Genomic DNA, 23,840 nt, shown 5'->3' on the forward strand with positions numbered 1-23,840 from the left:
TGCCTCCCTTCCCTGCCGGTGGTGACGTGAGCACAAACCTGATCCGCGAGTTCTTCGAATCCTCGCAACTCGCTGGCGGTAACGCCGATTATGTCGAACAACTGTATGAAGCTTGGCTCGCCGACACCACGTCGGTGCCCGCTGAGTGGAACCACTATTTCCAGACCTTCAAAGGCCGCGAGTCGGGGGACGTGTCCCACACCGCGGCCATTGCGCGTATAGAGGCGGCGCAAAAGCAGCGCTACGTCAACGGCGGTGGCGGCGTGGTGGCCGGCAGCGTCGACGACGCCCACGCGCGCAAGCAGGCTGGCGTGTTGCGCCTGCTGACGGCCTACCGCTCGCGCGGCCATCTGGCCGCTGACCTCGATCCGCTGGGCCTGACCCAGAAGCTCGAAGCGCCGGATCTGGGCTTGGCCTTTCACGGCCTGACCGACGCCGACCTCGACACCGAGTTCGACACCAACAACTTCGCCGGTACCGGCCCGCGCATGAAGCTGCGCGACCTGCTGGCTGCGCTGAAGAAAGTGTATGCAGGCACGATCGGTGCCGAGTTCATGCACATCAGCAATCACGAGCAGCGCAATTGGATCTATACGCGCCTGGAGCAGGCCAATGGTTCGGCCGGCCTGGACAAGAACGCCAAGCAGCACCTGCTCGACAGCCTCACCGCCGCCGAAGGCCTGGAGCGCTACCTGCACACCAAATACGTCGGCCAGAAGCGCTTCTCGCTCGAAGGCGGCGACAGCCTGATCCCGATGGTCGACGACGTGGTACGCGCCGCCGGCGACAATGGCATCAAGGAAGTGGTGATCGGCATGGCCCATCGCGGCCGTTTGAACGTGCTGGTCAACATCCTCGGCAAGCCGCCCAAGACGCTGTTCAACGAATTCGAAGGCAAGTGGGACCACCCGGACGATCCGGCTCACTCCGGCGACGTGAAGTACCACATGGGCTTCTCCGCCGACGTCAAGACACCCAAGGGCGGTGTGCACGTCGCGCTGGCGTTCAACCCATCACATCTGGAAATCGTCAATCCGGTGGTGGCTGGCTCCGTGCATGCGCGCATGACGCGCCGTCGCGACACCGAACGCAAGCAGTCGCTGGCCGTGCTGGTGCACGGCGACGCGGCGCTGGCCGGCCAGGGCGTGAACATGGAGCTGTTCAACATGTCGCAGGCCCGCGGCTTCAAGATCGGCGGCAGCCTGCACATCGTGGTGAACAACCAGGTGGGCTTTACCACCTCCAATCCGCAGGACGCCCGCTCCACGCTGTATTGCACCGACCTGGCCAAGATGGTCAACGCACCCGTGTTCCACGTGAACGGCGACGACCCGGAAGCGGTGATCCAGGCCACCCGCCTTGCCTACGATTTCCGCAAGGAATTTCGCAAGGATGTGGTGATCGACCTGGTCTGCTATCGCCGCCACGGCCATAACGAGGCCGATGAACCGGCGGCGACGCAGCCGGTGATGTACCAGATCATCCGCAAGCGTCCGACCACGCGCGACCTTTATGCCCAGCAGCTGGTCAAGGAAGGCACGATTGCCGAAGGCGACGCGCAAAAGCAGTTCGACGCCTATCGTGACCGCCTCGAGGCCGGCGGCACACTGGCCACGACAGCCGAAGATCTGCGCAACGACATCCCGGTCGATTGGAGCCGCTTTATCGGCGGCAAGCTGTCGACGCCGACCGATACGACCGTGCCCAAGGCCAAGCTGATCGAGCTGGCCAACAAGATCCTCGACCTTCCCAAGGACATCACGCTGCAGTCGCGCGTCGCCAAGATCTACGACGACCGCCGCAAGATGGCCGCGGGCGAACAGCCGGGCGATTGGGGTTTTGCCGAAAACCTGGCCTATGCCACGCTGATCGACGAGAAGTACAACCTGCGCATGGTCGGCCAGGATTCGGGCCGCGGTACGTTCTTCCACCGTCATGCCGTGCTGCATGACCAGAAGGACGGCCATACCTTCATGCCACTTACCAACGTGCGCAGCGATGCCGATGTCGAAGTGATCGACTCGCTGCTCAGCGAGGAAGCGGTGATGGCGTTCGAATACGGTCACTCGACCACCGATCCTTACACCCTGCATATCTGGGAAGGCCAGTTCGGCGATTTCGCCAACGGCGCCCAGGTAGTGATCGACCAGTTCATCAGCTCGGGCGAATCCAAATGGGATCGCCTGTGCGGCCTGGCGCTCTACCTGCCGCATGGCTACGAAGGCCAAGGTCCGGAACACTCCTCCGCCCGCCTTGAGCGCTTCCTGCAGCTGTGCGCCATGGAAAACATGCAGGTCTGCGTGCCGACGACCCCGGCGCAGGACTTCCACATGATCCGTCGCCAGATGCTGCGCCCGACGCGCAAGCCGCTGATCGTAATGACGCCCAAGTCGCTGCTGCGCCACAAGCTGGCCGTGTCGACCCTGGACGAACTGGCCGAGGGCAGCTTCCAACTGGTGATCGGCGAGCACCGCGATCTGCCGGCCAAGAAGGTCAAGCGCGTCGTGCTGTGCGCGGGCAAGGTCTACTACGACCTGCTCGAAGAAGCCGAGAAGCGCCAGATCAACGACGTCGCCATCGTGCGCGTCGAGCAGCTCTACCCGTTCCCGCGCGCCGAAGTGAAGGCCGAACTGGACAAGTACGCTTCCGCCAAGGAAGTGATCTGGTGCCAGGAAGAGCCGATGAACCAGGGCGCCTGGTTCCAGATCCGTCACCACCTGCAGGCCGTTGTCGGCGCCAAGCAGAGCCTGTCCTATGCAGGCCGCGCGCGCTCGGCAGCACCGGCTGCCGGCCATCTCAACACCCATGTCGCCGAACAGACGGCGCTCGTCGAACAGGCGCTGGCCGCGCCCGTCGGCACCGACCACTCCGCGGAGTAAGACAAGCATGTCCATCGAAGTCAAAGTCCCCGTCCTGCCTGAGTCCGTCTCCGACGCCACCATCGCCACCTGGCATAAGCAGGCGGGTGAAGCGGTCAAGCGCGACGAGAACCTGGTCGACCTGGAAACGGACAAGGTCGTGCTGGAAGTGCCCTCGCCCGTCGACGGCGTGCTGAAGGAGCTGAAGTTCCAGCCCGGTGACACCGTGAACAGCCAGCAGGTCATCGCCATCATTGAGGAAGGCGCCGCCGCTGCAGCCCCCGCCCCTGCCGCGAAGGAAGAAAAGGTTGCCGCTCCGGCGCCTGCCGCCGCCCCGGCTGCCAGCCCCGCCGCAGCCAGTGGCGACCTCTCGCCAGCCGCACGCCGCGCCGCCGAAGAAGGCAAGGTCGATACGTCGGCCGTATCCGGCTCGGGCCGCGATGGCCGCATCATCAAGGAAGATGTGGTCAATGCGCAGAAGTCAGGCGCCGCGTCCCCGAGTCCCGCAAAAGCCACTCCCGGCTCGCGCCCTGAAGAACGCGTACCGATGACGCGTATCCGCGCACGTATCGCCGAGCGCCTGATGCAGTCGAAGAACTCGATCGCGATGCTCACTTCGTTCAACGAAGTAAACCTCGCCGAAGTCACCAAGATGCGCAAGACGCTGGGCGAGCAGTTCGAAAAGACCAACGGCGTCAAGCTCGGCTTCATGAGCTTCTTCGTCAAGGCCGCCGCCGAAGCACTCAAGCGCCATCCGGTGATCAACGCCTCGGTCGATGGCAACGACATCGTTTACCACGGCTTCCAGGACATTTCGATCGCCGTGTCCACCGACAAGGGCCTGGTGACGCCGGTGCTGCGTGACGTGCAGGACATGAGCTTCGCCGACATCGAGAAGGGCATCGTCAACTACGCCAAGAAAGCGCGTGACGGCAAGCTTGGGCTGGACGACCTGCAGGGCGGCACATTCACGATCACCAACGGGGGCACCTTCGGCTCGCTGCTGTCGACCCCGATCGTCAATCCGCCACAGAGCGCGATCCTGGGCATGCACACCATCAAGGAGCGCGCCATCGTCGAGAACGGTCAGGTGATTGCCGCCCCGATGATGTACCTGGCGCTGTCCTATGACCATCGCATCATCGATGGCAAGGACGCGGTGCTGTTCCTGGTCGACATCAAGAACCAGTTGGAAAACCCGCAGCGGATGTTGCTGGGGCTGTAACATTTTCAGCCGGGACTCGGGACTCGGGACTCGGGACTCGGCTAAAAAACACGCGGATTCGGGACGATATGGGAGACTTAGTGCTCTTGCGAGTTCCGAGTCCCGGGTCCCGAGTCCCGCAAAAAAGGACTCCGTTTCATGTCTGAGAAATTCGACGTTATCGTCATCGGTGGAGGCCCCGCCGGCTACCACGCGGCCATTCGTGCCGCGCAACTGGGCTTGAAGACAGCCTGCATCGACGCCTTTGCCGGCAAGGACGGCAAGCAGGCGCTGGGCGGCACCTGCCTCAACGTAGGCTGCATTCCGTCCAAGGCGCTGCTCGATTCGTCCAAGCAGTTCTACAACATTGCGCACAACCTACCGGTCCACGGCATCACGGTGGAAGGCGCGAAGGTCGACCTGGGCGCCTTCATCGGCCGCAAGGACAAGATCGTCAAGCAGTTCACCGGCGGCGTGGCGCAACTGTTCAAGGCCAACAAGATCACCAGCTACTTCGGCAAGGGCAAGCTGCTGAAGGGCAACAACGTCCAGATCACCGGTGCCGATGGCGACAAGCAGACCATCAGCGCGACCAATGTGATCCTGGCTTCCGGTTCGGTGCCGATCGAACTGCCGTTCGCCAAGTTCGACAACAAGTTCATCATCGACAACGCCGGCGCGCTGGACATCAACGAAGTGCCAAAGCGCCTGGGTGTGATCGGCGCAGGCGTGATCGGCCTGGAACTGGGCAGCGTGTGGCGCCGCATGGGCTCGGAAGTGACCATCCTGGAGGCGCTGCCGGACTTCCTTGGCGCCGCCGATGCGGACATCGCCAAGGTCGCGCTGAAAGAATTCACCAAGCAGGGCCTAGCCATCAAGCTGGGTGCCAAGTTGTCCAAGGCCGAGGTCAAGGGCAGCGAAGTGCACCTGACCTACAACGACAAGGATGGCGACCATGAGCTGGTCGTGGACAAGCTATTGGTGGCCGTTGGCCGCCGCGCCTATTCAGACGACCTCCTGTCGGACGATTGCGGCGTGAAGCTGGATGAGCGTGGTCGCATCGTGGTGGACGAGCACTGCCATACCGGCGTGGACGGCGTATGGGCGGTCGGTGACGCCGTACGCGGCCCGATGCTTGCACACAAGGGCTTCGAGGAAGGCATCGCCGTAGCCGAATGGATCGCCGGCAAGGCCGGTCACGTTGCCTACGACACCATGCCCTGGGTTATCTACACCGAGCCGGAAATCGCCTGGGTCGGCAAGACCGAGAAGCAGCTCAAGGAAGAAGGCGTGCCTTACAAGGTCGGCACCTTCCCGTTCGCCGCCATCGGCCGCGCCGTGGCGATGAACGAGGCCATCGGCCAGGTAAAGATGATCGCCCACGCCGAAACCGACCGCATTCTTGGCGTGCACATGGTCGGTCCAGGCACCTCCGAGCTGATCGCCGAATGCGTCGTGGCGATGGAATTCAAGGGCTCGGCCGAAGACCTCGCCCGCATCGTCCACGCACATCCGACCCTGTCCGAAGCCGTGCACGAAGCTGCGCTCTCGGTAGACAAGCGCGCAATCCACAAGGGCAACTGATTTTTCGGTGCGCCCTCATCGGCCCGCTCGTGGTGACATGAGCGGGCCGTGTTTTTTCAGAAGTAAGTGGAGAGCACTAAGAAATGAGAGAAGAGTGCCTCGTCCGGGCCTACATGCTTGCCCCTCACTTCTCATTGCTCTGAACTATTTCCTCCCCAGGATCCCGCCCTTTACTGGAGCCGCATCATGCCCCACCCCACCGCCCTCTGTGTCTACTGCGGCTCCAATAGCGGCAGGCATCCTGAATACACGGCCATGGCAACAGCTCTGGGCACAGCCATGGCTCAACGTAACGTCACGCTGGTTTATGGCGGCGGCAAGGTGGGATTGATGGGCACGGTGGCCGATGCGGTACTAGCCGCCGGGGGCAAAGTCATCGGCGTGATCCCGCGCCAACTGGTCGAGCGCGAGGTGGCCCATACCGGACTGACCGAGTTGCAGGTGGTCGAGACTATGCATCAGCGCAAGACACGCATGTTCGAGCTATCCGACGCTTTTGTCGCGCTACCCGGCGGCTACGGCACGATGGACGAGATGTTCGAGATGCTGACCTGGGCACAACTAGGGCTGCATCGACACCCATGCGCGTTTTACGACGTGCGCGGCTACTATGCGCCGCTACAGAACATGATGGACCACATGGTCGAGGAAGGTTTCGTGCGTCGCGAACAACGTGACGGCATCTGGTTCGGTGAAGGCATCGACAGGATGTTCGACTGGATGAGCGGCTACGAACACGGCTATACGTCCAAATGGATCGACAGCAGCAGCGTCAAGGCTTGAGGAAATCACATGAATCGTGATGCATTTAGCGCTTTCCGCATCCATAACGACCCCGCCTCGGGCCATCGTGCTGGTATTGAAACCCTTCAGATGCAGGCACTGAGTCCGGGTGAGTTGCTGGTCGAGGTGGCCTACTCATCGGTCAACTACAAGGATGCCCTCGCAGGGACCGGTAAAGGCAAGGTTCTACGCCAGTATCCCCTGAACGGCGGAATCGACGTGGCCGGTCACGTAGTAGCGTCGACCGTCCCTGCTTTCCAGGAAGGCGATGCGGTGCTATGCACCGGCAGCGGGCTATCGGAAACACGCGATGGCGGCTACAGCCAGTACATTCGCCTTCCCGCAGCATGGGCCATCCCCTTGCCCACCGGCCTGAGCCTGCGCGAAAGCATGATCCTGGGCACAGCGGGATTCACGGCCGCCCTAGGCCTGTTGCAGATGGAGGCCAACCGCCAATCGCCCTCGCTCGGCCCCATCGCCGTGACCGGAGCCACCGGCGGCGTGGGCATGCTGGCGATCGATATCTACACCCGAGCTGGCTATGAAGTGAACGCCATCAGTGGCAAGACCGACCAATTCGCCGCGCTGAGCGAACTGGGCGCTTCCCAGTGCCTCGACCGCCACCAGCTTGCCTTCAGCGGCAAGCCCCTGGATTCAGCACGCTTTGGCGGTGCACTGGACAATATCGGCGGCAAGATGCTGAGTGGTCTGTTGCCGCTGGTTCAGCCCTACGGCAACATAGCCGTATGCGGCAATGCGGGGGGCCTGGTGTTCGACAGCACCGTCATGCCATTCATCATTCGCGGCGTCAACCTGCTGGGCGTGGCCACAGCAGCGACCGCTCGCGACATCCGCGAGCAGGTCTGGCAGCGTCTGGCGTCCGACTGGAAGCCTCGCTATCTGGACCGTATCGCAACGCGTGAAGTCGAGCTTGAAGGGCTCGCTGATGTCTTCGAAACCATGCTGGCAGGCGGCTCTTTTGGTCGTACCCTGGTGCGAATTGGCAAAACGGCCTAGACAAGTCGCTTTAAACCCGCGATAAACGCAGCTTAGAATCATCTGAAAACAACAAGGGGAAACCTTTCCTTATGGCACGCATCCTGATCGTCGACGATTCGCCGTCACAGTTGCTTGGTATCAAGCGCATCGTCGAAAAGCTCGGGCACGAGACCGTCACCGCCGAAGACGGCGCCGCGGGCGTAGAGGCGGCCAAGCGTGAGATGCCCGATCTGATCCTGATGGATGTGGTCATGCCCAATCTCAACGGCTTCCAGGCTACCCGCACCATCAGCAAAGACCCCTCGACCGCCCATATCCCGATCATCCTGGTCACGACCAAGGACCAGGAAACCGATAAGGTCTGGGGCATGCGCCAGGGTGCAAAGGCCTATGTGACCAAGCCGATCAAGGAAGACGAGTTGGTGGCTACGTTGAAGACGCTGTTGCCTGCATAAAGCCTAGCTTTTGTGATGTAGAAAAGAAAAGCGCCCCAGGGCGCTTTTCTTTTGTCTGCCGATGCTTCCAGAAAGGCGGCATATGAGGGTGCAAGACACCTCCTCACAAAGCCTCTGGCCGTAGCGTGTCCGCTTCCGTCGTAATGGTAGCCTTGCCTTCTCAAGCCGCCCGGGGATCAAATCCCTCGAACTGCTCCCTCAAGGCTTCATAAGCCGCCTTCTGCTCGTGCGTATCGGCCGCCGGTACCCGAATGGAGAGCTCCACCAATTGGTCTCCCGGAGTTGGCCCTGGCATGCCTCGGCCTTTCAGACGCAATTTGCGACCGGACTGGGAGCCCGCAGGGATACGCAGATCGACAGTACCGGCCAGCGTTGGCACCGGCACGGTGGCGCCCAGGGCAGCCTCCCACGGGGTCAGGGCCAATACGTGGATGATATTGCGCCCGTCGAGGCGAAAACGCGCATCATCCCGAATGCCGACCTCAAGCAGGAGATCACCGTTGGTTCCCCCAGCTTGGCCGGCATGCCCTTGCCCGCCCAGGCGAATCACCTGTCCGGGCTGAATACCCGCTGGAATCTTCACCTCCAGGGTGCGTTCACCTCCACGACTATCCTGGAGCACCAGGCGAGTCTTGCCGCCGTCGAACGCCGTCTTGAGGTCGATCTGTACCTGCGCCTGAATATCGCCTCCCCGGCGCGGACGCGCCGTCCCGCGCGCTGCTCCCGCACGGCCACCGAACAGGCTCTCGAAAAAATCGCTGAAGTCGCCCGAGCCACCTTCCCCAAAGTCGAAGCCCTGGTTGCCCCACCCCGGCGGTGGCCGAAACTGCTCTCCGCCACGGTATCCGCCGGCCCGGAGCTGGTCGTAGGCCCGGCGCTTCTCCGTATCGCGGAGCACTTCATTGGCTTCATTGATCGCCTTGAACTTGTCCTCAGCCCCTGCTTCCTTGTTCTTGTCCGGGTGATATTTTCGTGCCAGCTTGCGGTACGCCGCTTTGATATCGGCCTCGCTTGCATCCGGCTTCACACCCAGGATCTCGTAATAATCTTTGAATTCCACTGCCACTCCCCAGCCATTGCATCAAACGCCTAAAGCCCATCGCGGATAATCTCCGCGACAGGCACTTCCCGCAACCGCGACCGGAGCAAGGCACCCCGGTCGCAGCCTCAGATCAATGTGCGGTGCTGATGGCGATACGACGTGGTGCGGTTTCCGCGCGCTTGGGAATGACGATTTCCAGCACGCCATGTTTGCCATTGGCGGTGATACCTTCCGCCTCGACACTGTCGGGCAATGAAAAGCGGCGATGGAATCGGCCGTGAGCGCGCTCAATTCGCGTGAATTTGCCTTGCTGCTGGTCCTGGGCATCGCGCTGGCCTTTGATACTGAGCACATTCTTGTCCATGCTCACTTCAATGGTGGCCGGATCGACACCAGGAATGTCCGCAAGGATCACAAAACGCCCCTCTTCTTCCATGATGTCCACACGCGGAGCCCACTGGCCCGTTTGCACCGAGGCTAAAGCGGCCTCATCCGCACTAACAAAGCGGTCGAACGCATGACGTACGTCACCGATATTGCGAAGTGCGTTCCAGGCTAGATGCGAGGGAATACGATTCATGGGTAACTCCTAAAATGGTGTTGCGGCCCGCTGCCGCCTGCTCTGGTAAATAAGCTCCGGCGTGGATAATTCAAGGCGACAGCCGCCGAGCCCGGCGCTAGCATCAACACCTGTTTTTCTTTCCTTAAGCGTGAGCCATGAGCATTCAGATTGGTGATTCCCTGCCCAACCTCGAAATTCATCTGGCCGGCGACACCATAGAGCGCATCGACACGGCCACGCTGTTTGCCGATAAGCGAGCCATTCTTTTCGCCGTGCCCGGCGCATTTACTCCCACCTGTTCAAACAAGCATCTCCCGGGATATATCAAGCACCTGGATGATTTTCGTTCTCGCGGCTTACAAGTGATGTGCCTGGCGGTCAACGATGCCTACGTCTTGCAGGCATGGGCTCGCAATCAACAGACTCCGGCAGAGCTGCTCATGCTGGCCGATGGCAATGGCAAGTTCACCAGGTCGCTGGGACTGGAATTGGATGGAAGCGCTTATGGGATGGGTTTACGCGCAAGGCGTTTTGCAATGTATGTAGAAAACGGGATTGTCCGACAATTGCACCTAGAAGCCCCTGGTGAACTTCGCGTATCCACCGCAGAGGCCATGCTCGCTGTTATCTGATAGCTAGCGCTACTTTCACTGTCAAGCCACTGAGCCATTAACGACATGGCGAATGCTCGCGCTTTGCGGCAATATGATATCGCGAGCACCGACAATGCAAAGCTCGGAAAGGACACCGACATGTCTTGCCACGCGTGATCGCCGGGCGGACAAAAATGCATGACAAATTTGTTCGCCTGATCAATCAAATAATTGATCTGGGGACCCACCATGCGTAAAACCTTTCTTGCAACCACGATGGCACTAGGCCTACTGATTTCGGGTAGCGTTCTTGCCGGATCAACCGGCGTTATTTCTTTCCGCGGCGCAGTCTACGAACCGACGCTTACCGTTCGGTTTGCCGGCTCGGGGCAGCCTGTTGCCCCGAGCCTGACCACCGTGAACACCATGGTGTTGAGCAAGGCGCGCTTAGTCGCTCCCAGCCCCCTTCTGGATTATTACGCACAATATGCCGCTACCGATGCTCAGTTAATGACAGTTGTCTATCGTTGATCTTTGGCATAGATAGAATCCTGTTTAGCAGAGCCTGCCGAAGCAAGTGGGCGCAATAATCATCCGAAATAAAAAACCAGCCGATGGGCTGGTTTTTTATTTCAATGACACCTATAGGTATCACTCTGCAGGCGTATCATCCGATGCTGGCATCGGAGGCTCAGCGACAGATGTATCCGATGCAACCTCATCCGCTGGCGGCAGATCGGCGGCACCGTCGACAGCTTCGTCCTGGTTGCTCTCATCAGCATCAAGGCGTACCACGCTTACCAGAGCCTCATCGGCAGGCAAGCGAATCAGCGTAACACCCTGGGTGTTACGACCAAGCTGCGAGATCTCGGCCACACGTGTGCGTACCAACGTCCCCTGATTGGAGATCAACATCAGCTCGTGCGCCTCCGTCACCTGGGTTGCCGAGACGAGAGCGCCATTACGCTCAGAGCACTGGATGCCAATCACCCCCTGGGTGCCTCGTCCCTTCTTGGGGAATTCATCCAGTGATGTGCGCTTGCCATATCCGCGTGCAGTCGCTGTGAGAATATCGCCCTCAGCTGCAACAATCAGCGATACGACTTCCGACTCCTCGGACAGGCGCATACCACGTACGCCAGTCGCGGTGCGGCCCATCGAACGTACTTCGCCCTCATCAAAACGCACGACCTTGCCATTGGAGGCGAACATCAGCACATCGCTATTGCCATCGGTCAGCGCCACATCAACCAGCGCATCACCCTCATCGAGATTGATGGCGATCTTGCCCTTCTGCAATTGGAAGGCAAACTCGGTCAATGGAGTCTTCTTCACGGTACCCTGCCGAGTAGCAAAGAAGACGAATCGATCTTCGGCATACTCATGCACGGGCAGTACGGCCTGGACCTTTTCGCCTGCGGACAGCGGCAGCAAGTTGATCATCGGCTTGCCACGCGTATTGGGACCGGACTCAGGCATCTGGTAGACATTCAACCAGTAGACGCGGCCCGTGCTGGTAAAAGTCAGCAGCGTGTCATGGGTGTTGACTACCCACAATTGTTCGACGAAATCCTCTTCCTTCAATGCCGATGCCGAACGCCCCTTGCCGCCACGCCGCTGAGCACGATAAGTGCTGGCAGGCTGGCGCTTGACGTAACCTGAGTGCGACAGCGTTACCACCACGTCCTCGGGCGCAATGAGATCGAGAACGTTGAGATCTTCCTGCGAATGCTGGATTTCGGTACGACGCGTATCGCCGAACTCCTCCAGAACGTTCTGCAACTCCTCGCGGATCACAGCGAGCAGGCGTTCGGGATCTTCCAGGATTTCGATGAGGCCGCGGATGGTCTCCAGGATTTCGCGGTATTCCTCCGACAGCTTGTCTTGTTCCAGGCCGGTCAGACGGTTCAGGCGCATGCGCAGGATTTCTTCGGCCTGCACTTCGGAAAGCTGATACGCGTCACCCTTGAGGCCAGCGCGCGGGTCGAGGTTCTCTGGACGCGACATATCTGCACCAGCAGCTGCGAGCATGGCGCTGACCATACCCGCCTGCCACTTGCGCGCGATCATGCGCTCGCGTGCCTCGGCAGGCGATGCCGATGTGCGGATCAGCTCAATCATCTCGTCGATGTTGGCCAAAGCAACCGTCAGGCCTTCAAGGATATGCGCGCGATCGCGTGCCTTGCGCAGCTCGAAAATGGTACGGCGTGTCACCACTTCGCGGCGATGACGAACGAAAGCCTCAAGGATCTCCTTGAGGTTCAGCAACTGCGGGCGGCCATCGACCAGGGCCACCATGTTGATGCCGAAGGTGACCTGCAACTGAGTCTGCTGGAACAGGTTGTTCAGCACTACATCGGCCATGGCATCGCGACGAATCTCGATGACCATACGCATGCCGTCCTTGTCGGACTCGTCACGCAGCTCGCTGATGCCTTCCAGGCGCTTTTCCTTGACCAGCTCGGCGATCTTTTCGATCAAGCGGGCCTTGTTCACCTGGTAAGGCAGTTCGGTGACGATGATCGTTTCGCGACCGTTGGATTCGGTCTCGATCTCAGCCTTGGCACGCACCAGAATACGACCACGGCCAGTGCGGTAAGCCTCCACAATACCGGACGAACCGTTGATGATGCCGGCGGTCGGAAAATCCGGACCGGGGATATGGGTCATCAGGTCGTCGATGCTCAACGACGGGTCGTCGATCAACGCGATGGTCGCGTGAATCACTTCGTTGATATTGTGAGGCGGCACATTGGTGGCCATGCCCACCGCGATACCTGCCGAACCGTTGATCAGCAGGTTGGGCACGCGGGTGGGAAGCACCAACGGCTCACTTTCACTTTCGTCGTAATTGGGACCGAAGTCGACGGTTTCCTTGTCGATATCGGCCAGCAACTCGTGAGTGAGCTTGGACATGCGCACTTCGGTATAACGCATAGCCGCAGCGCTATCGCCATCGACCGAACCGAAGTTACCCTGGCCATCGATCAACATGTAGCGCAGGGAAAAGGGCTGGGCCATGCGGACGATTGCATCGTAGACCGCCGTATCACCATGCGGATGGTATTTACCGATCACGTCACCGACCACGCGGGCCGATTTCTTGTAGGGCTTGTTCCACACGTTGCCCAGTTCGTTCATCGCATAAAGCACGCGGCGATGCACGGGTTTAAGACCATCGCGGACATCGGGAAGCGCACGTCCCACGATCACGCTCATGGCGTAATCGAGATAGCTCTGGCGCATTTCGTCTTCGATGCTGACGCGAATGACTTCTTTGGCGAGTTCTGCCATCAATCAGTTCCCTGGCGTAGAAAAGGCCGCCGGCACCGCCCCCCGAGCGAGTGCCTCAGCGACCTGAAAATTCAGTAGCGGCAGTGTATCACGAATGCCGCTGAAATGACACTATTTTGCCATTTAAAATCAATAGCTTATGCACGCGTCTTGGCTCGCTTGAAAAGCATTCCGCGTGCCGTCGCGAAATTGACCGCCGCAGCCACTGCCGAGCCCGCGGCGGTGGGCAGCGCTGGCCACGCGCGCAGCGCCGGAAATGTCCATAACAAAGCCGCAAAAATGCCGTAGTTGACGATAGCTCCGGCCGCCATCAACCCCATCCAGTGCAGCCATTCGGCTTGCGCAGAATGCCCACTGGAACGATGCGAAAAGGTCTTGCGTCGATTCCACCACCAGGTGACCGTTGCGGCCAGCAGGAAGGAAATCACGCGCGCAGGATATGGATTCCAGTCGCCCAGACCCACCAGCAGTTGCACGGTGCCAGCGTCGATCAGGAGGCCGAGCATGCCGCCGAGGGCGAACAGCAGCAGTTCCTGACGTAGTCTCACAGGCCGAACATGGCCTGCATGGCACGCGCCGTCGGGCGCTCGATGACGCCACGCTCGGTCACGATCGCATCGATCAATTCGGCCGGCGTCACATCGAATACAGGATTCCAGGCATCGGCGCCCTCCACCACGGTACGCCGCCCAGCCAAGCCGAGCAGTTCGGTCGCATCACGCAGCTCGATCTCGATGTCGTCACCGGAGGCGGTTGCCATGTCCACTGTCGATGAGGGTGCAACCACCATGAATTTCACGCCATGGTGGCGTGCGGCGATAGCCAATTGATAGGTGCCAATTTTATTGGCGGTATCGCCGTTGGCGGCGATGCGATCAGCACCGACGATGACCCACTGCACTGCACCTGAGCGCATCAAGTGCGAGGCCGCCGAATCTGCGATCAGCTTGGCGGGAATACCATCGCGTACGAGCTCCCACATGGTCAGGCGCGCCCCCTGCTGCCACGGACGCGTCTCACCAGCGAATACCTGCTCGATACGACCCGCGGCAACGCCGGCACGGATTACGCCAAGCGCTGTGCCGTAACCGGCAGTGGCGAGCGATCCAGTATTGCAGTGGGTCATTACGCCCGAGCGCGCGGCGATCAACGCCGCACCCAGTTCACCCATGTGCCGATTGGCTGCCAGGTCTTCGTCCTGGATGGCCTGTGCCTCACGCTCCAGCATCGCTGCGTCCGCACCTGCTGCAATGCGCGCTTTCATGCGATCGAGCGCCCACATCAAATTGACAGCGGTCGGTCGTGCCGCGCGCAACGTAGCTAGCGCGGCGTCCAGCGGCTGCCCTTGCTGCGCAGCCAGTACCACGCCCCAGGCGGCAGCGATGCCTATAGCTGGCGCGCCACGCACGGCCAAATCCTTGATGGCCTGGGTTACCTGAGCATAGTCGCGGCAATCGAACCAGTGCTCTTCTCCAGGCAACAGGCGCTGGTCCAGCAGGCGCAGGTGGTCGCCCTGCCATTGCACTGCGCGGATGGAGTCGTGGGAAGCAACGTTGGATGTAGTCATGCCACTAGTTTAGCGGCGTGGCGCAGCCAGGACGAGCGTGTCATGGAGACGGAAGAGGGGTAGCGAGGGCTCGCCAGGGGCTAGCCTCGAAAGTTCGCGGCAGTGTTTGCCGACACTGCAGGTCATGTATCGCGAACGGACCCGCGCCCCTCTCCTATCTTCAGCTCCTGGGCATCACCAGCCACAGAATCACATAGATCAGCACACCCGATCCGCCCATCAATGTGAGCACAATCCAGAGGATCCTGACGATGGTCGCATCCCAACCCAGGTATTGGGCAAGGCCTCCACAGACACCCGCCACCATCTTGTTATTCGAACGCGTCAGGCGCTTCTCGTTAACCATGCTCCCCCTCCTGCCATGGATCAATCGCGCGAACGCAGCCATTCGTGGATCGCCGGCGGCACTTCACGCTGTGCGCGGCCGGAGACGTAGATACCGATGTGGCCACCCTTGAACGCCAGTTGCGTGTAATCGGTGGTGCCCACGTGCCGACCCAGCGCACGCGATGCATCAGGTGGCACCAGATGGTCCTGCTCGGCAAAGATGTTGAGTACGGGCTGGGTGATCATGCCCAGGTCGACCTGGCGGTCGCCGATATGCAGATTGCCACCTACCAGCTTGTTGCCCTGATAGAAATCCTTGATGAATTGACGGAAGGCTTCGCCAGCCTGATCGGGCGAGTCGAAGATCCACCGCTCCATGCGCAGGAAGTTCTCCAGTTCCTTCGGGTTGTCCAGGATATCGACAAGGCCTATATATTTTTGCTGGTTGAGACGCACCGGCTTAAGAGTGAGGTATACCCAGTTCATCAGCTCTGCCGGGATATTCCCGAGCGTGTCGACGAACAGGTCCACGTCCAACTGACGCGTCCAATGCGAGAGCATGTTATCCGGTGTATGGAAATCCACCGGCGTAACCATGGTGATCAGATTCTTGACCTTCTCCGGATGCAGGGCGGTGTAGCACAGGGAGAATGCGCCTCCCTGGCAGATGCCCAGGATATTGATCGCATCCAGCTCATGGCGCTGACGCACGGCATCGATGCAGCGATCGAGATAACCGTTGATGTAATCATCAAGCGTCAACCAGCGATCAGCACCATCGGGATAGCCCCAGTCGATCAGGTAGACGTCCTCGCCTTGTGCCAGCAGATTGCGTACCAGCGATCGATCAGCTTGCAGGTCGGTCATCCATGCGGTATTGACCAGTGCATAGACGATCAGCAAGGGAGTTTTTGACGTCGGCGGTTTATCACCCCTGAAGTGCCAGACCGTCAGTTTGTCTTCGCGATAGATCGCCTCGCGCGGCGTATTGGCGTATTCGGGCTCGGCCATGCCACGCAGGTTGGTGAGACCTGCACTGAGCTTGTTCTGGAAGGCCGTCATTTCGGCGAGCAGGCTGGCCGGATCGAATTGCAGGGGAAGGTTCATCGCGGCTCCTTACTTGCTGCCACGCGCACCGGTACGACCGGCGGCTGCCTTCTTGGCGGTTTTCTTCGGCGTACCTACGCGCGCCTTCGGCGCGGCCTTGGGTACGATTGGATCGGTTTTTTTCTGAGCGGCGGCAAGCTTTCGCTTGAGCTCTGCCACTTGCGCACGCAGCGCGTCGGTCTCCTCGTGGGCGGCGGGCGCTTGCGCGTTCATGCCTTGGCGCATTTCACGACGCAGTTCCTGCAGGCGTTTGCCTAGGGCGGTTACTTCACTGCGCGTAGGCAGGCCAAGCTCGCGGCAGGTTGCCTCCAGTTGCTGTTGCTGCAACTGACGCACTTTCATCTGCGCATTCACCATCGCACCATAGACTTGCTTGAATTCATCCGACAGCGCAATTTGCGCATAGCACTCCTCGGCCGCGTCTACCCACAGGTCATACAGCGCCTTGAGCGACTCGACATGCTTGTCAGTCCTGGCCATATCGCCCAGGTGTTCCTGCAATCGCTCAAAACCCTGAGCATTGGCTTTCTGAATGAGAGATTGGTAGCGACTGGCCATATCGGCGTATTCGCGCATCGCATGGACCAATGCCTGCTGCTGCAATTGCCGCTCACGGGTATAGCCGAAGGCGGCATAATCGGCCATGCCCGGCAAGCTTGGCATACCGGGCATGTTAGGTATCGCACCGGATAACGCCGATAGCGGGTTCATACCCGATTGCGCAGTCAACCAATCTTGCCACTGTTGCAAAAAGCTGTGTGCCGAAGCGCTGTCCAGTCCGGCATAGGCCTGGGTAAACGGCTGGCCCCCAAGGCCAGCGAACAGGTTCTGCATCTGTCGCTGCCAGTCATCGCCCTGCCCCAGTCCACTGGTGCTGGCACTACGCAACCAATCAGCATAGGCCTTGGCACCGGCCATGCTGCGCGTGAGCAGATCTTCGGGACGATTGCCCGCTGCCGTGGCGAACGGCGACACGGCCGCAGGCTGTTGTTGCAGGTAGCGTGTCCATGCATCCCAGGACTGCTGCGCGAGCGCCTGGTAGTTCGAGAGAAAATCCGTCGCCTGATTGCTCATGTAGCGTCCTCCATCATGTGGCCGAATGGTAGCAGGATGTGGGTGACAGGCTTTGACGCTGCCTCGGGCTGTTTAGCGCGTATTGGCAGAGGGAGGGAATACACAGATTTGCCATCAACTTGTAGATCGCCCTTGATAGGAGCAGGCGAGAAAAAAAGCCCGGCATCACTGCCGGGCTTTTTTCATGTGACACATGCTTCAGGCGCTCAGGCGCTCGCATCCTCGTCCACGGCCTTCATGGACAGGCGGATACGGCCCTGCTTGTCCACTTCGAGCACCTTGACCTTGACGATATCGCCTTCCTTGAGCTTGTCGGAAACCTTCTCCACACGCTCGTTGGAAATCTGCGAGACGTGGACGAGACCGTCCTTGCCCGGCAGGATGGTCACGAATGCGCCGAAATCCATCAGCTTGGCGACCTTGCCCTCGTAGATGCGACCCGGCTCAACGTCCGAGACGATCTGCTCGATGCGCTTCTTGGCCTCGTCGGCCGCCAGACGATTGACCGAGGCGATCACAACCGTGCCGTCATCGCTGATGTCGATCGTGGTACCGGTTTCTTCGGTGATCGAACGGATGGTGGCACCACCCTTGCCGATCACTTCGCGGATCTTGTCCGGATGGATCTTGATGGTCAGCAGACGCGGAGCGTATTCGCTCATCTCCGAGCGAGCCGTGCTGATCACCTTGGACATTTCGCCCAGGATGTGCAGACGACCTCGCTTGGCTTGCTCCAGCGCCACCTTCATGATCTCTTCGGTGATGCCGTCGATCTTGATGTCCATCTGCAGCGCGGACACGCCATCGGCGGTACCGGCCACCTTGAAGTCCATGTCACCGAGGTGGTCTTCGTCGCCCAGGATGTCGGACAGCACGACGTAGTCGCCGCCTTCCTTCACCAGACCCATGGCGATGCCGGCTACCGGTGCTTTGAGCGGCACGCCGGCGTCCATCATGGCAAGCGAGGAACCACAGACCGAGGCCATTGACGAGGAGCCGTTCGACTCGGTGATTTCCGAGACAACGCGGATCACGTACGGGAACTCTTCCATTGTGGGCTTTACAGCCTGCACGCCACGCTTGGCGAGACGGCCGTGGCCGATTTCGCGACGCTTGGGAGCACCGAAACGACCAGCCTCACCCACGGAGAAGGGCGGGAAATTGTAGTGGAACAGGAATGGATCCTTCGACTCGCCTTCCGGTGCGTCAATGATCTGTGCATCGCGCGCCGTACCCAGCGTCGCCACGACCAGAGCCTGCGTCTCGCCACGGGTGAACAGGGCCGAACCATGGGTGCGCGGCAGCACGCCGACGCGCACGGAGATCGGACGCACGTCATCGAGCTGGCGACCGTCGATACGGACCTTGGTCTTGAGCACGCCGTCGCGCATGGTGCGATATTCGATATCGGCAAACGCATTGCTGATGTCGAGGTCGCTCCAGCCATGACTCAGCGCAGTCTGCGCGATGCCTGTCTTGATATCGCCCTTGAGCGCGGAAATGGCGTCGCGACGCTCCAGCTTGTCGCGGATCGCGAAAGCCTTCTCCAGACGGTCGCCCAGGATCGAGTTGATCGAATCGAACAGCGCATCGTTACGCGCCGGAGCTTCCCAATGGAACGTCTTGCGGCCGGCTTCAGCGACGAAGGCATTGATGGCTTCGATCGCCGCCTGCATCTGCTGATGACCAAACACCACGGCACCGAGCATCACTTCTTCGGTAAGCAGCTTGGCTTCTGATTCCACCATCAGCACGGCATTGTTCGTGCCGGCGACGACGAGGTCGAGGTCGGACGTCTTCAGCTCGGCAACGGTCGGGTTCAGCAGGTACTTGCCACCGGCGTAGCCGACACGAGCGGCGCCAATCGGGCCCTTGAACGGGATACCGGCAAGCGTCAAGGCAGCCGAAGCACCAAGCATGGCCGGGATGTCGCCATCGATCTCAGGGTTGAGCGAGACGACCTGGGCGATGACCTGGACTTCGTTCTTGAACTCTTCCGGGAAAAGCGGGCGCACCGGACGGTCGATCAGACGCGAGGTCAGCGTCTCTTTTTCGGTCGGGCGACCTTCGCGCTTGAAGAAGCCGCCGGGAATGCGACCAGCCGAGTAGAACTTCTCGACGTAATCGACGGTGAGCGGGAAGAAGTCCTGGCCGTCACGGGCCTTGGCAGCAGCCACGGCGGTGACCAGGACGACGGTGCCGCCCATGCTGACCATGACGGCACCGGATGCCTGGCGGGCGATTTCGCCCGTCTCCAGTGTGACTTCGTGATTACCGTACTGGAATGACTTGGTTACTTTCGCCACGTTGCTGTCCTTTGTCGGTTAACGGCGCAGGCCGAGACGCTCGATCAGGCTCTGATAACGAGCCAGATCGTTGGACTTGAGGTAAGCCAGCAGGCTCTTGCGCTTGTTAACCAGCTTCAGCAGGCCACGGCGCGAGTGATGGTCCTGCTTATGGGTCTTGAAATGGTCGGTCAGGTGCTCGATACGAGCCGACAGCAGGGCCACTTGGACTTCCGGCGAACCGGTGTCGTTGGGCACGCGGCCGAAATCAGCAATGATCTTGCCGGTCTGTTCTGCAGTAAGGGACATGTGAATCTCTTCCTTAAAAGGCGATGCGAAGCTTGCGCCATGTCACTGCGATGACATCGCGCAAGCTTCGCCTTGTGAATGAATGGTTTGGAACAAGCTCGCTATTCTAGCGATTGAGACGGCAAGACAACAAGACCATGACAGTCCTTGCGTCAGCAAATTGCGCCTCCCAGGGGCAGATTGAAGCCCCTGATGATGCGCATGATACCGTCGGCACCGATATCGGCCAACACCAGTAAGCGGCCATCATCGGCGAAAACGGCGTGCCGGGTCGTCTCCAGGCAGGGTTCGACCTGGATCTGGCGCCCTTGTGAGACAGCCAAGCTTTGCTCGGCGTCCAGATGCAAGGAGCGCAGATCGACCAGACCTTCGGCGATCGGGCGTACGCAGGCAAGCAGCGCTTCCTCGCCCTGACCGACAGCGCCGGCCAGGGTATCGAGCGTGATCATGGCCGGCTCGCGGAACGGCTCCACCCAAAGGCGCCGCAAGGAAGTCAGGTGAGCGCCGCAGCCGAGAGCTTCACCCAGGTCGACCGCCAAACTGCGCACATAGGTGCCCGAGCCGCATTCGACGTACAACGTAAGGCGATCCCCCTGGTGTTCGAGCAGGTCCAGCCGATGGACCTCGACCTCGCGCGGGGGGGCCTGCACGATTTCGCCACGGCGAGCCTTCAGGTACAGCGGCTCACCATCCTGCTTGAGCGCCGAATAAACCGGGGGGATCTGCACGATGCGTCCGCGCAACTTCACCAGGGCCTGCTCGATGCGCTCGCTATCCAGCGCGGGAACCAGGCGCTCCTGGACGATTTCGCCTTCCAGATCTGCCGTGGTCGTGGTCGCCCCCAAGCGACACTCGGCCCGATAGGCCTTGCGCGAGCCCAGCAAGGTACCGGCAACCTTGGTCGCTTCGCCCAGACAAAGCGGCAACAAGCCGGTGGCGAGAGGATCCAGCGCCCCGGTATGCCCCCCCTTTTCCGCACGCAGCAGCTTACGCGCCGCCTGGAGAGCCTGGTTGGAGCTCATGTGCAGGGGCTTGTCGAGAAGGACGATGCCGTGGAGGGGGCGAAAGATGGTGCGAGACATGGCGTCAAACAGGGGCGAGGAAAGAGTAGCGAGGGCGCAAGCCCTGACCTTGCGATCAGGCTGAACGTTGCGGAGGTGCTTTCGTGCAACGGATGGCTAACGCTCGCATCCGGTTTCAGCGCCCTCGCTACTCAACCCTCGTCCCTTTATTTGCTTCATTCGTCTTCGGCATCTGGCGCCGCAGTCGGTACATCGCCCGACTCGCGCAACAATTTTTCGATTCGCTCGCCCTTGTCGACCGAATCGTCGTATTTGAAGCGCAATTCTGGAACGCGGCGGATACGCATGCTGCGGGAGAGTTCGCGGCGGAATTCGCCGGCCAGTTCGTTCAGCGCCTTGACCAGTTCCTTGGATTGTTCCGGGATCAGGGCAGTTACCCATACCGAGGCGAAATCCAGGTCTCGGGTGACCTCGACGTCCGATACGCTCGAGGACGGCAGGCCATGATCGCGCACGGCCGCATGAACCAGCAGACCCAGTTCGCGCCGAAGCTCGGCACCAACGCGGTCAGTTCGTTTGAAGTCGCGTGAAGGCATAGTGGAACCTCATTACGCGAGAGCCGGGAGCCGGAACCCGGGACTCGGAAAAACAAGGAGCTCGCGAGCTTCCGTTCTTTCGAGTCCCGAGTCCCAAGCCCCGGGTCCCGCTATTTCATCAAAGCGAACGTGCAACCTCGATGCGCTCGAAGCACTCGATCTGGTCACCCACCTTCACGTCGTTGTACTGCTTCACGGCGATACCGCATTCCATGCCGTTGCGGACTTCGTCGACGAGGTCCTTGAAGCGGCGCAGCGACTCGAGTTCGCCCTGGAACACCACCGTATTGTCACGCAGCACGCGGATCGGCTTGCTGCGCTTGACCGTACCTTCGGTGACCATGCAACCGGCCACGGCGCCGAACTTGGAGCTGCGGAAGACTTCGCGCACCTGGGCGATGCCGATGATTTCCTCGCGCACTTCCTTGCCCAGCAGACCGGAAGCGGCCTGCTTCACCTGGTCGATCACGTCATAGATGATCGAGAAGTAGCGAACATCCAGGCCCGCCGTATCGATGACCTTGCGTGCCGAGGCATCGGCGCGCACGTTGAAGCCAATCACCAGCGCCTTGGAGGCTGCTGCCAAGGTGGCATCGGACTCGGTGATGCCGCCGACGCCGGCTGCGATCACGTTGACCTTTACGTTCTCGTTGCCGATCTGGCTGAGCGACTCGCGCAACGCCTGTACCGAGCCCTGCACATCGGCCTTGACCAGGATATTGAGCGTCTGCTGCTCGTTGCCCTGGCCCATCTGCGCCATGATGTCTTCCAGGCGGTTGGCCTTGCTGACCATGCGCGTTTCACGGCGTTTGAGCTGGCGCTCGGCGGCCACTTCGCGAGCCAGGCGCTCATCGGCTACGACCACGAAGTCGTCGCCCGATTCCGGCACACCCGATAGACCCAGCACCTGCACGGGAATCGACGGGCCAGCGGACTGAACCGTCTTGCCGTTTTCGTCGATAAGCGCACGCATGCGGCCATACTCCACGCCGCAGACCACGAAGTCGCCGCGCTTGAGCGTACCCTGCTGAACCAGCACGGTAGCCACCGGACCACGACCGCGATCCAGGCTCGACTCGATCACCACGCCCGAGGCCGGACCGTCCTGAACAGCGGTCAGCTCCATCACCTCGGCCTGCACCAGCAGTGCGTCGAGCAGTTCGTCGATACCCATGCCGGTCTTGGCCGACACTGGTACGAACGGCGTATCACCGCCCCACTCTTCCGGAATGACTTCCAGATTGCCCAGGCCCTGTTTGACGTTGTCCGGGTTGGCGTCGGACTTGTCCATCTTGTTGACGGCCACGATCAGCGGCACCTTGGCGGCACGCGCATGCTGCACGGCTTCGGCCGTCTGCGGCATGACGCCGTCGTCGGCTGCCACCACCAGCACCACGATATCCGTGGACTGCGCGCCACGGGCACGCATCGACGTGAACGCGGCATGGCCTGGGGTATCCAGGAACGTGACCACGCCCTTGGGCGTTTCCACGTGATAGGCACCGATGTGCTGGGTGATGCCACCCGCCTCGCCCGAGGCGACCTTGGTGCGGCGGATGTAGTCCAGCAACGAGGTCTTGCCGTGGTCGACGTGACCCATGATGGTCACCACGGGTGGACGCGCCACCTTTTCGCCTTCGAGCTCGGCGTTCTGGGTATGTGCGGCCAGCGCGGCCTCGGCATTGTCCTGGTTGGCCTCGACCGGCTTGTGGCCCAGTTCCTCGACCACCAGCACTGCCGTATCGTGATCGATGGTCTGGTTGATGGTCGCCATGACGCCCATCTTGAACAACGCCTTGACTACCTCCGACCCCTTCACCGCCATCTTGGCGGCCAGTTCGGCCACAACATTGTTGTCGCCCACGAGCACTTCGCGAACCACCGGAGCCGTGGGACGGGAGAAACCGTGCGGACCGCTGGAGGATGCAGGCGAGCCACCACGTACGTTGTCACGCGTGTTGCCACCCTTGCCCGGCTTGCCACGCTTGGAGCGACGGGCACGATCGGCATCGCTCAAATGCAGCTCACCTGCGACAAAGCGCTTGCCACCCGGGCCTTCCTCACGCTCACGGCCGTACCGCGTTTTGTTACGCGAATCGCCGGCGGCAGCGCCCGGCGCCGCGGCCGCGCCAGCGGGAGCCGGCGTGGCCGAGGCCGTTGGCTTGGCCGCAACTGGTGC

Annotated in this window: 21 protein-coding genes; 8 read left to right on the forward strand and 13 right to left on the reverse strand. The window is 60.8% G+C overall.

All coding sequences use genetic code 11. The features are described 5' to 3' along the window. The first annotated feature begins 26 nt into the window (after positions 1-26). The 6 genes from VF436_RS10265 (at position 27) to pilH (ending at position 7,883) form a co-directional block, all read left to right on the forward strand. Positions 27-2,879: a 2-oxoglutarate dehydrogenase E1 component gene (locus VF436_RS10265; protein ID WP_330903924.1), complete on the forward strand. Its 2,853-nt coding sequence runs from the start codon at positions 27-29 to the stop codon at positions 2,877-2,879. Positions 2,880-2,886: 7 nt separating this feature from the next. Then, complete coding sequence (gene odhB / locus VF436_RS10270) at positions 2,887-4,083, forward strand: 2-oxoglutarate dehydrogenase complex dihydrolipoyllysine-residue succinyltransferase (RefSeq protein ID WP_330903925.1); 1,197 nt, start codon at positions 2,887-2,889, stop codon at positions 4,081-4,083. Between the two features lie 138 nt (positions 4,084-4,221). Continuing rightward, positions 4,222-5,646, forward strand: coding sequence for a dihydrolipoyl dehydrogenase (lpdA, locus tag VF436_RS10275; RefSeq protein ID WP_330903926.1), 1,425 nt, complete (start codon positions 4,222-4,224; stop codon positions 5,644-5,646). Between the two features lie 186 nt (positions 5,647-5,832). Then, positions 5,833-6,429: a TIGR00730 family Rossman fold protein gene (locus VF436_RS10280; RefSeq protein WP_330903927.1), complete on the forward strand. Its 597-nt coding sequence runs from the start codon at positions 5,833-5,835 to the stop codon at positions 6,427-6,429. Between the two features lie 9 nt (positions 6,430-6,438). Beyond that, positions 6,439-7,446, forward strand: a complete 1,008-nt coding sequence (locus VF436_RS10285) for a YhdH/YhfP family quinone oxidoreductase (RefSeq protein WP_330903928.1) — start codon at positions 6,439-6,441, stop codon at positions 7,444-7,446. A gap of 71 nt (positions 7,447-7,517) precedes the next feature. Continuing rightward, positions 7,518-7,883 (forward strand): twitching motility response regulator PilH, encoded by a 366-nt coding sequence (gene pilH / locus VF436_RS10290; protein WP_330903929.1) that lies wholly within the window; start codon positions 7,518-7,520, stop codon positions 7,881-7,883. Between the two features lie 160 nt (positions 7,884-8,043). Here the strand turns inward: pilH and VF436_RS10295 are convergent, their stop codons facing one another. Continuing rightward, entirely contained in the window at positions 8,044-8,943 is a 900-nt protein-coding gene (locus VF436_RS10295) for a DnaJ C-terminal domain-containing protein (protein WP_330903930.1), read from the reverse strand. 112 nt (positions 8,944-9,055) lie between these two features. After that, complete coding sequence (locus VF436_RS10300; protein WP_330903931.1) at positions 9,056-9,505, reverse strand: Hsp20/alpha crystallin family protein; 450 nt, start codon at positions 9,503-9,505, stop codon at positions 9,056-9,058. A 137-nt stretch (positions 9,506-9,642) separates the two neighbouring features. Here VF436_RS10300 and VF436_RS10305 point away from each other — a divergent pair, with 137 nt between their 5' ends. Both VF436_RS10305 and VF436_RS10310 read left to right on the forward strand, forming a co-directional pair. Then, entirely contained in the window at positions 9,643-10,119 is a 477-nt protein-coding gene (locus tag VF436_RS10305) for a peroxiredoxin (RefSeq protein ID WP_330903932.1), read from the forward strand. Between the two features lie 210 nt (positions 10,120-10,329). Beyond that, complete coding sequence (locus VF436_RS10310) at positions 10,330-10,611, forward strand: hypothetical protein (protein WP_330903933.1); 282 nt, start codon at positions 10,330-10,332, stop codon at positions 10,609-10,611. A 120-nt stretch (positions 10,612-10,731) separates the two neighbouring features. On the opposite strand, the gene gyrA is transcribed toward VF436_RS10310, so the two are convergent. The 11 genes from gyrA to infB form a co-directional block, all read right to left on the reverse strand. After that, positions 10,732-13,374 carry a DNA gyrase subunit A gene (gene gyrA, locus VF436_RS10315; protein WP_330903934.1) on the reverse strand — a complete coding sequence of 881 codons (2,643 nt, stop codon included), beginning with the start codon at positions 13,372-13,374 and terminating at the stop codon, positions 10,732-10,734. Positions 13,375-13,511: 137 nt separating this feature from the next. Beyond that, the gene (locus VF436_RS10320) at positions 13,512-13,922 is read right to left on the reverse strand and encodes a GtrA family protein (protein WP_330903935.1); all 411 of its coding nucleotides are present in this window, start codon (positions 13,920-13,922) and stop codon (positions 13,512-13,514) included. Next, a complete protein-coding gene (mtnA, locus tag VF436_RS10325; protein WP_330903936.1) occupies positions 13,919-14,941 on the reverse strand; it encodes an S-methyl-5-thioribose-1-phosphate isomerase in 1,023 nt (340 codons plus the stop codon). Before mtnA ends, VF436_RS10320 begins: the two co-directional genes overlap by 4 nt. A gap of 160 nt (positions 14,942-15,101) precedes the next feature. Then, the gene (locus VF436_RS10330) at positions 15,102-15,287 is read right to left on the reverse strand and encodes a PspC domain-containing protein (protein WP_330903937.1); all 186 of its coding nucleotides are present in this window, start codon (positions 15,285-15,287) and stop codon (positions 15,102-15,104) included. 20 nt (positions 15,288-15,307) lie between these two features. Then, positions 15,308-16,375 (reverse strand): class III poly(R)-hydroxyalkanoic acid synthase subunit PhaC, encoded by a 1,068-nt coding sequence (locus VF436_RS10335; RefSeq protein ID WP_330903938.1) that lies wholly within the window; start codon positions 16,373-16,375, stop codon positions 15,308-15,310. A 9-nt stretch (positions 16,376-16,384) separates the two neighbouring features. Then, complete coding sequence (locus VF436_RS10340) at positions 16,385-17,449, reverse strand: poly(R)-hydroxyalkanoic acid synthase subunit PhaE (protein ID WP_330903939.1); 1,065 nt, start codon at positions 17,447-17,449, stop codon at positions 16,385-16,387. A gap of 206 nt (positions 17,450-17,655) precedes the next feature. Further along, positions 17,656-19,755, reverse strand: coding sequence for a polyribonucleotide nucleotidyltransferase (pnp, locus tag VF436_RS10345; protein ID WP_330903940.1), 2,100 nt, complete (start codon positions 19,753-19,755; stop codon positions 17,656-17,658). A gap of 18 nt (positions 19,756-19,773) precedes the next feature. Continuing rightward, a complete protein-coding gene (gene rpsO / locus VF436_RS10350; protein ID WP_330903941.1) occupies positions 19,774-20,043 on the reverse strand; it encodes a 30S ribosomal protein S15 in 270 nt (89 codons plus the stop codon). Between the two features lie 152 nt (positions 20,044-20,195). Continuing rightward, positions 20,196-21,125, reverse strand: coding sequence for a tRNA pseudouridine(55) synthase TruB (gene truB, locus VF436_RS10355; protein WP_330903942.1), 930 nt, complete (start codon positions 21,123-21,125; stop codon positions 20,196-20,198). Between the two features lie 155 nt (positions 21,126-21,280). Further along, the gene (rbfA, locus tag VF436_RS10360; protein ID WP_330903943.1) at positions 21,281-21,661 is read right to left on the reverse strand and encodes a 30S ribosome-binding factor RbfA; all 381 of its coding nucleotides are present in this window, start codon (positions 21,659-21,661) and stop codon (positions 21,281-21,283) included. Positions 21,662-21,779: 118 nt separating this feature from the next. Beyond that, positions 21,780-23,840 (reverse strand): translation initiation factor IF-2 (gene infB, locus VF436_RS10365; protein WP_330903944.1); only part of this gene is annotated, 2,061 nt, incomplete at its 5' end.

Origin of the sequence: Dyella sp. (assembly GCF_036384435.1) — a bacterium.
Taxonomy (GTDB): domain Bacteria; phylum Pseudomonadota; class Gammaproteobacteria; order Xanthomonadales; family Rhodanobacteraceae; genus GSA-30.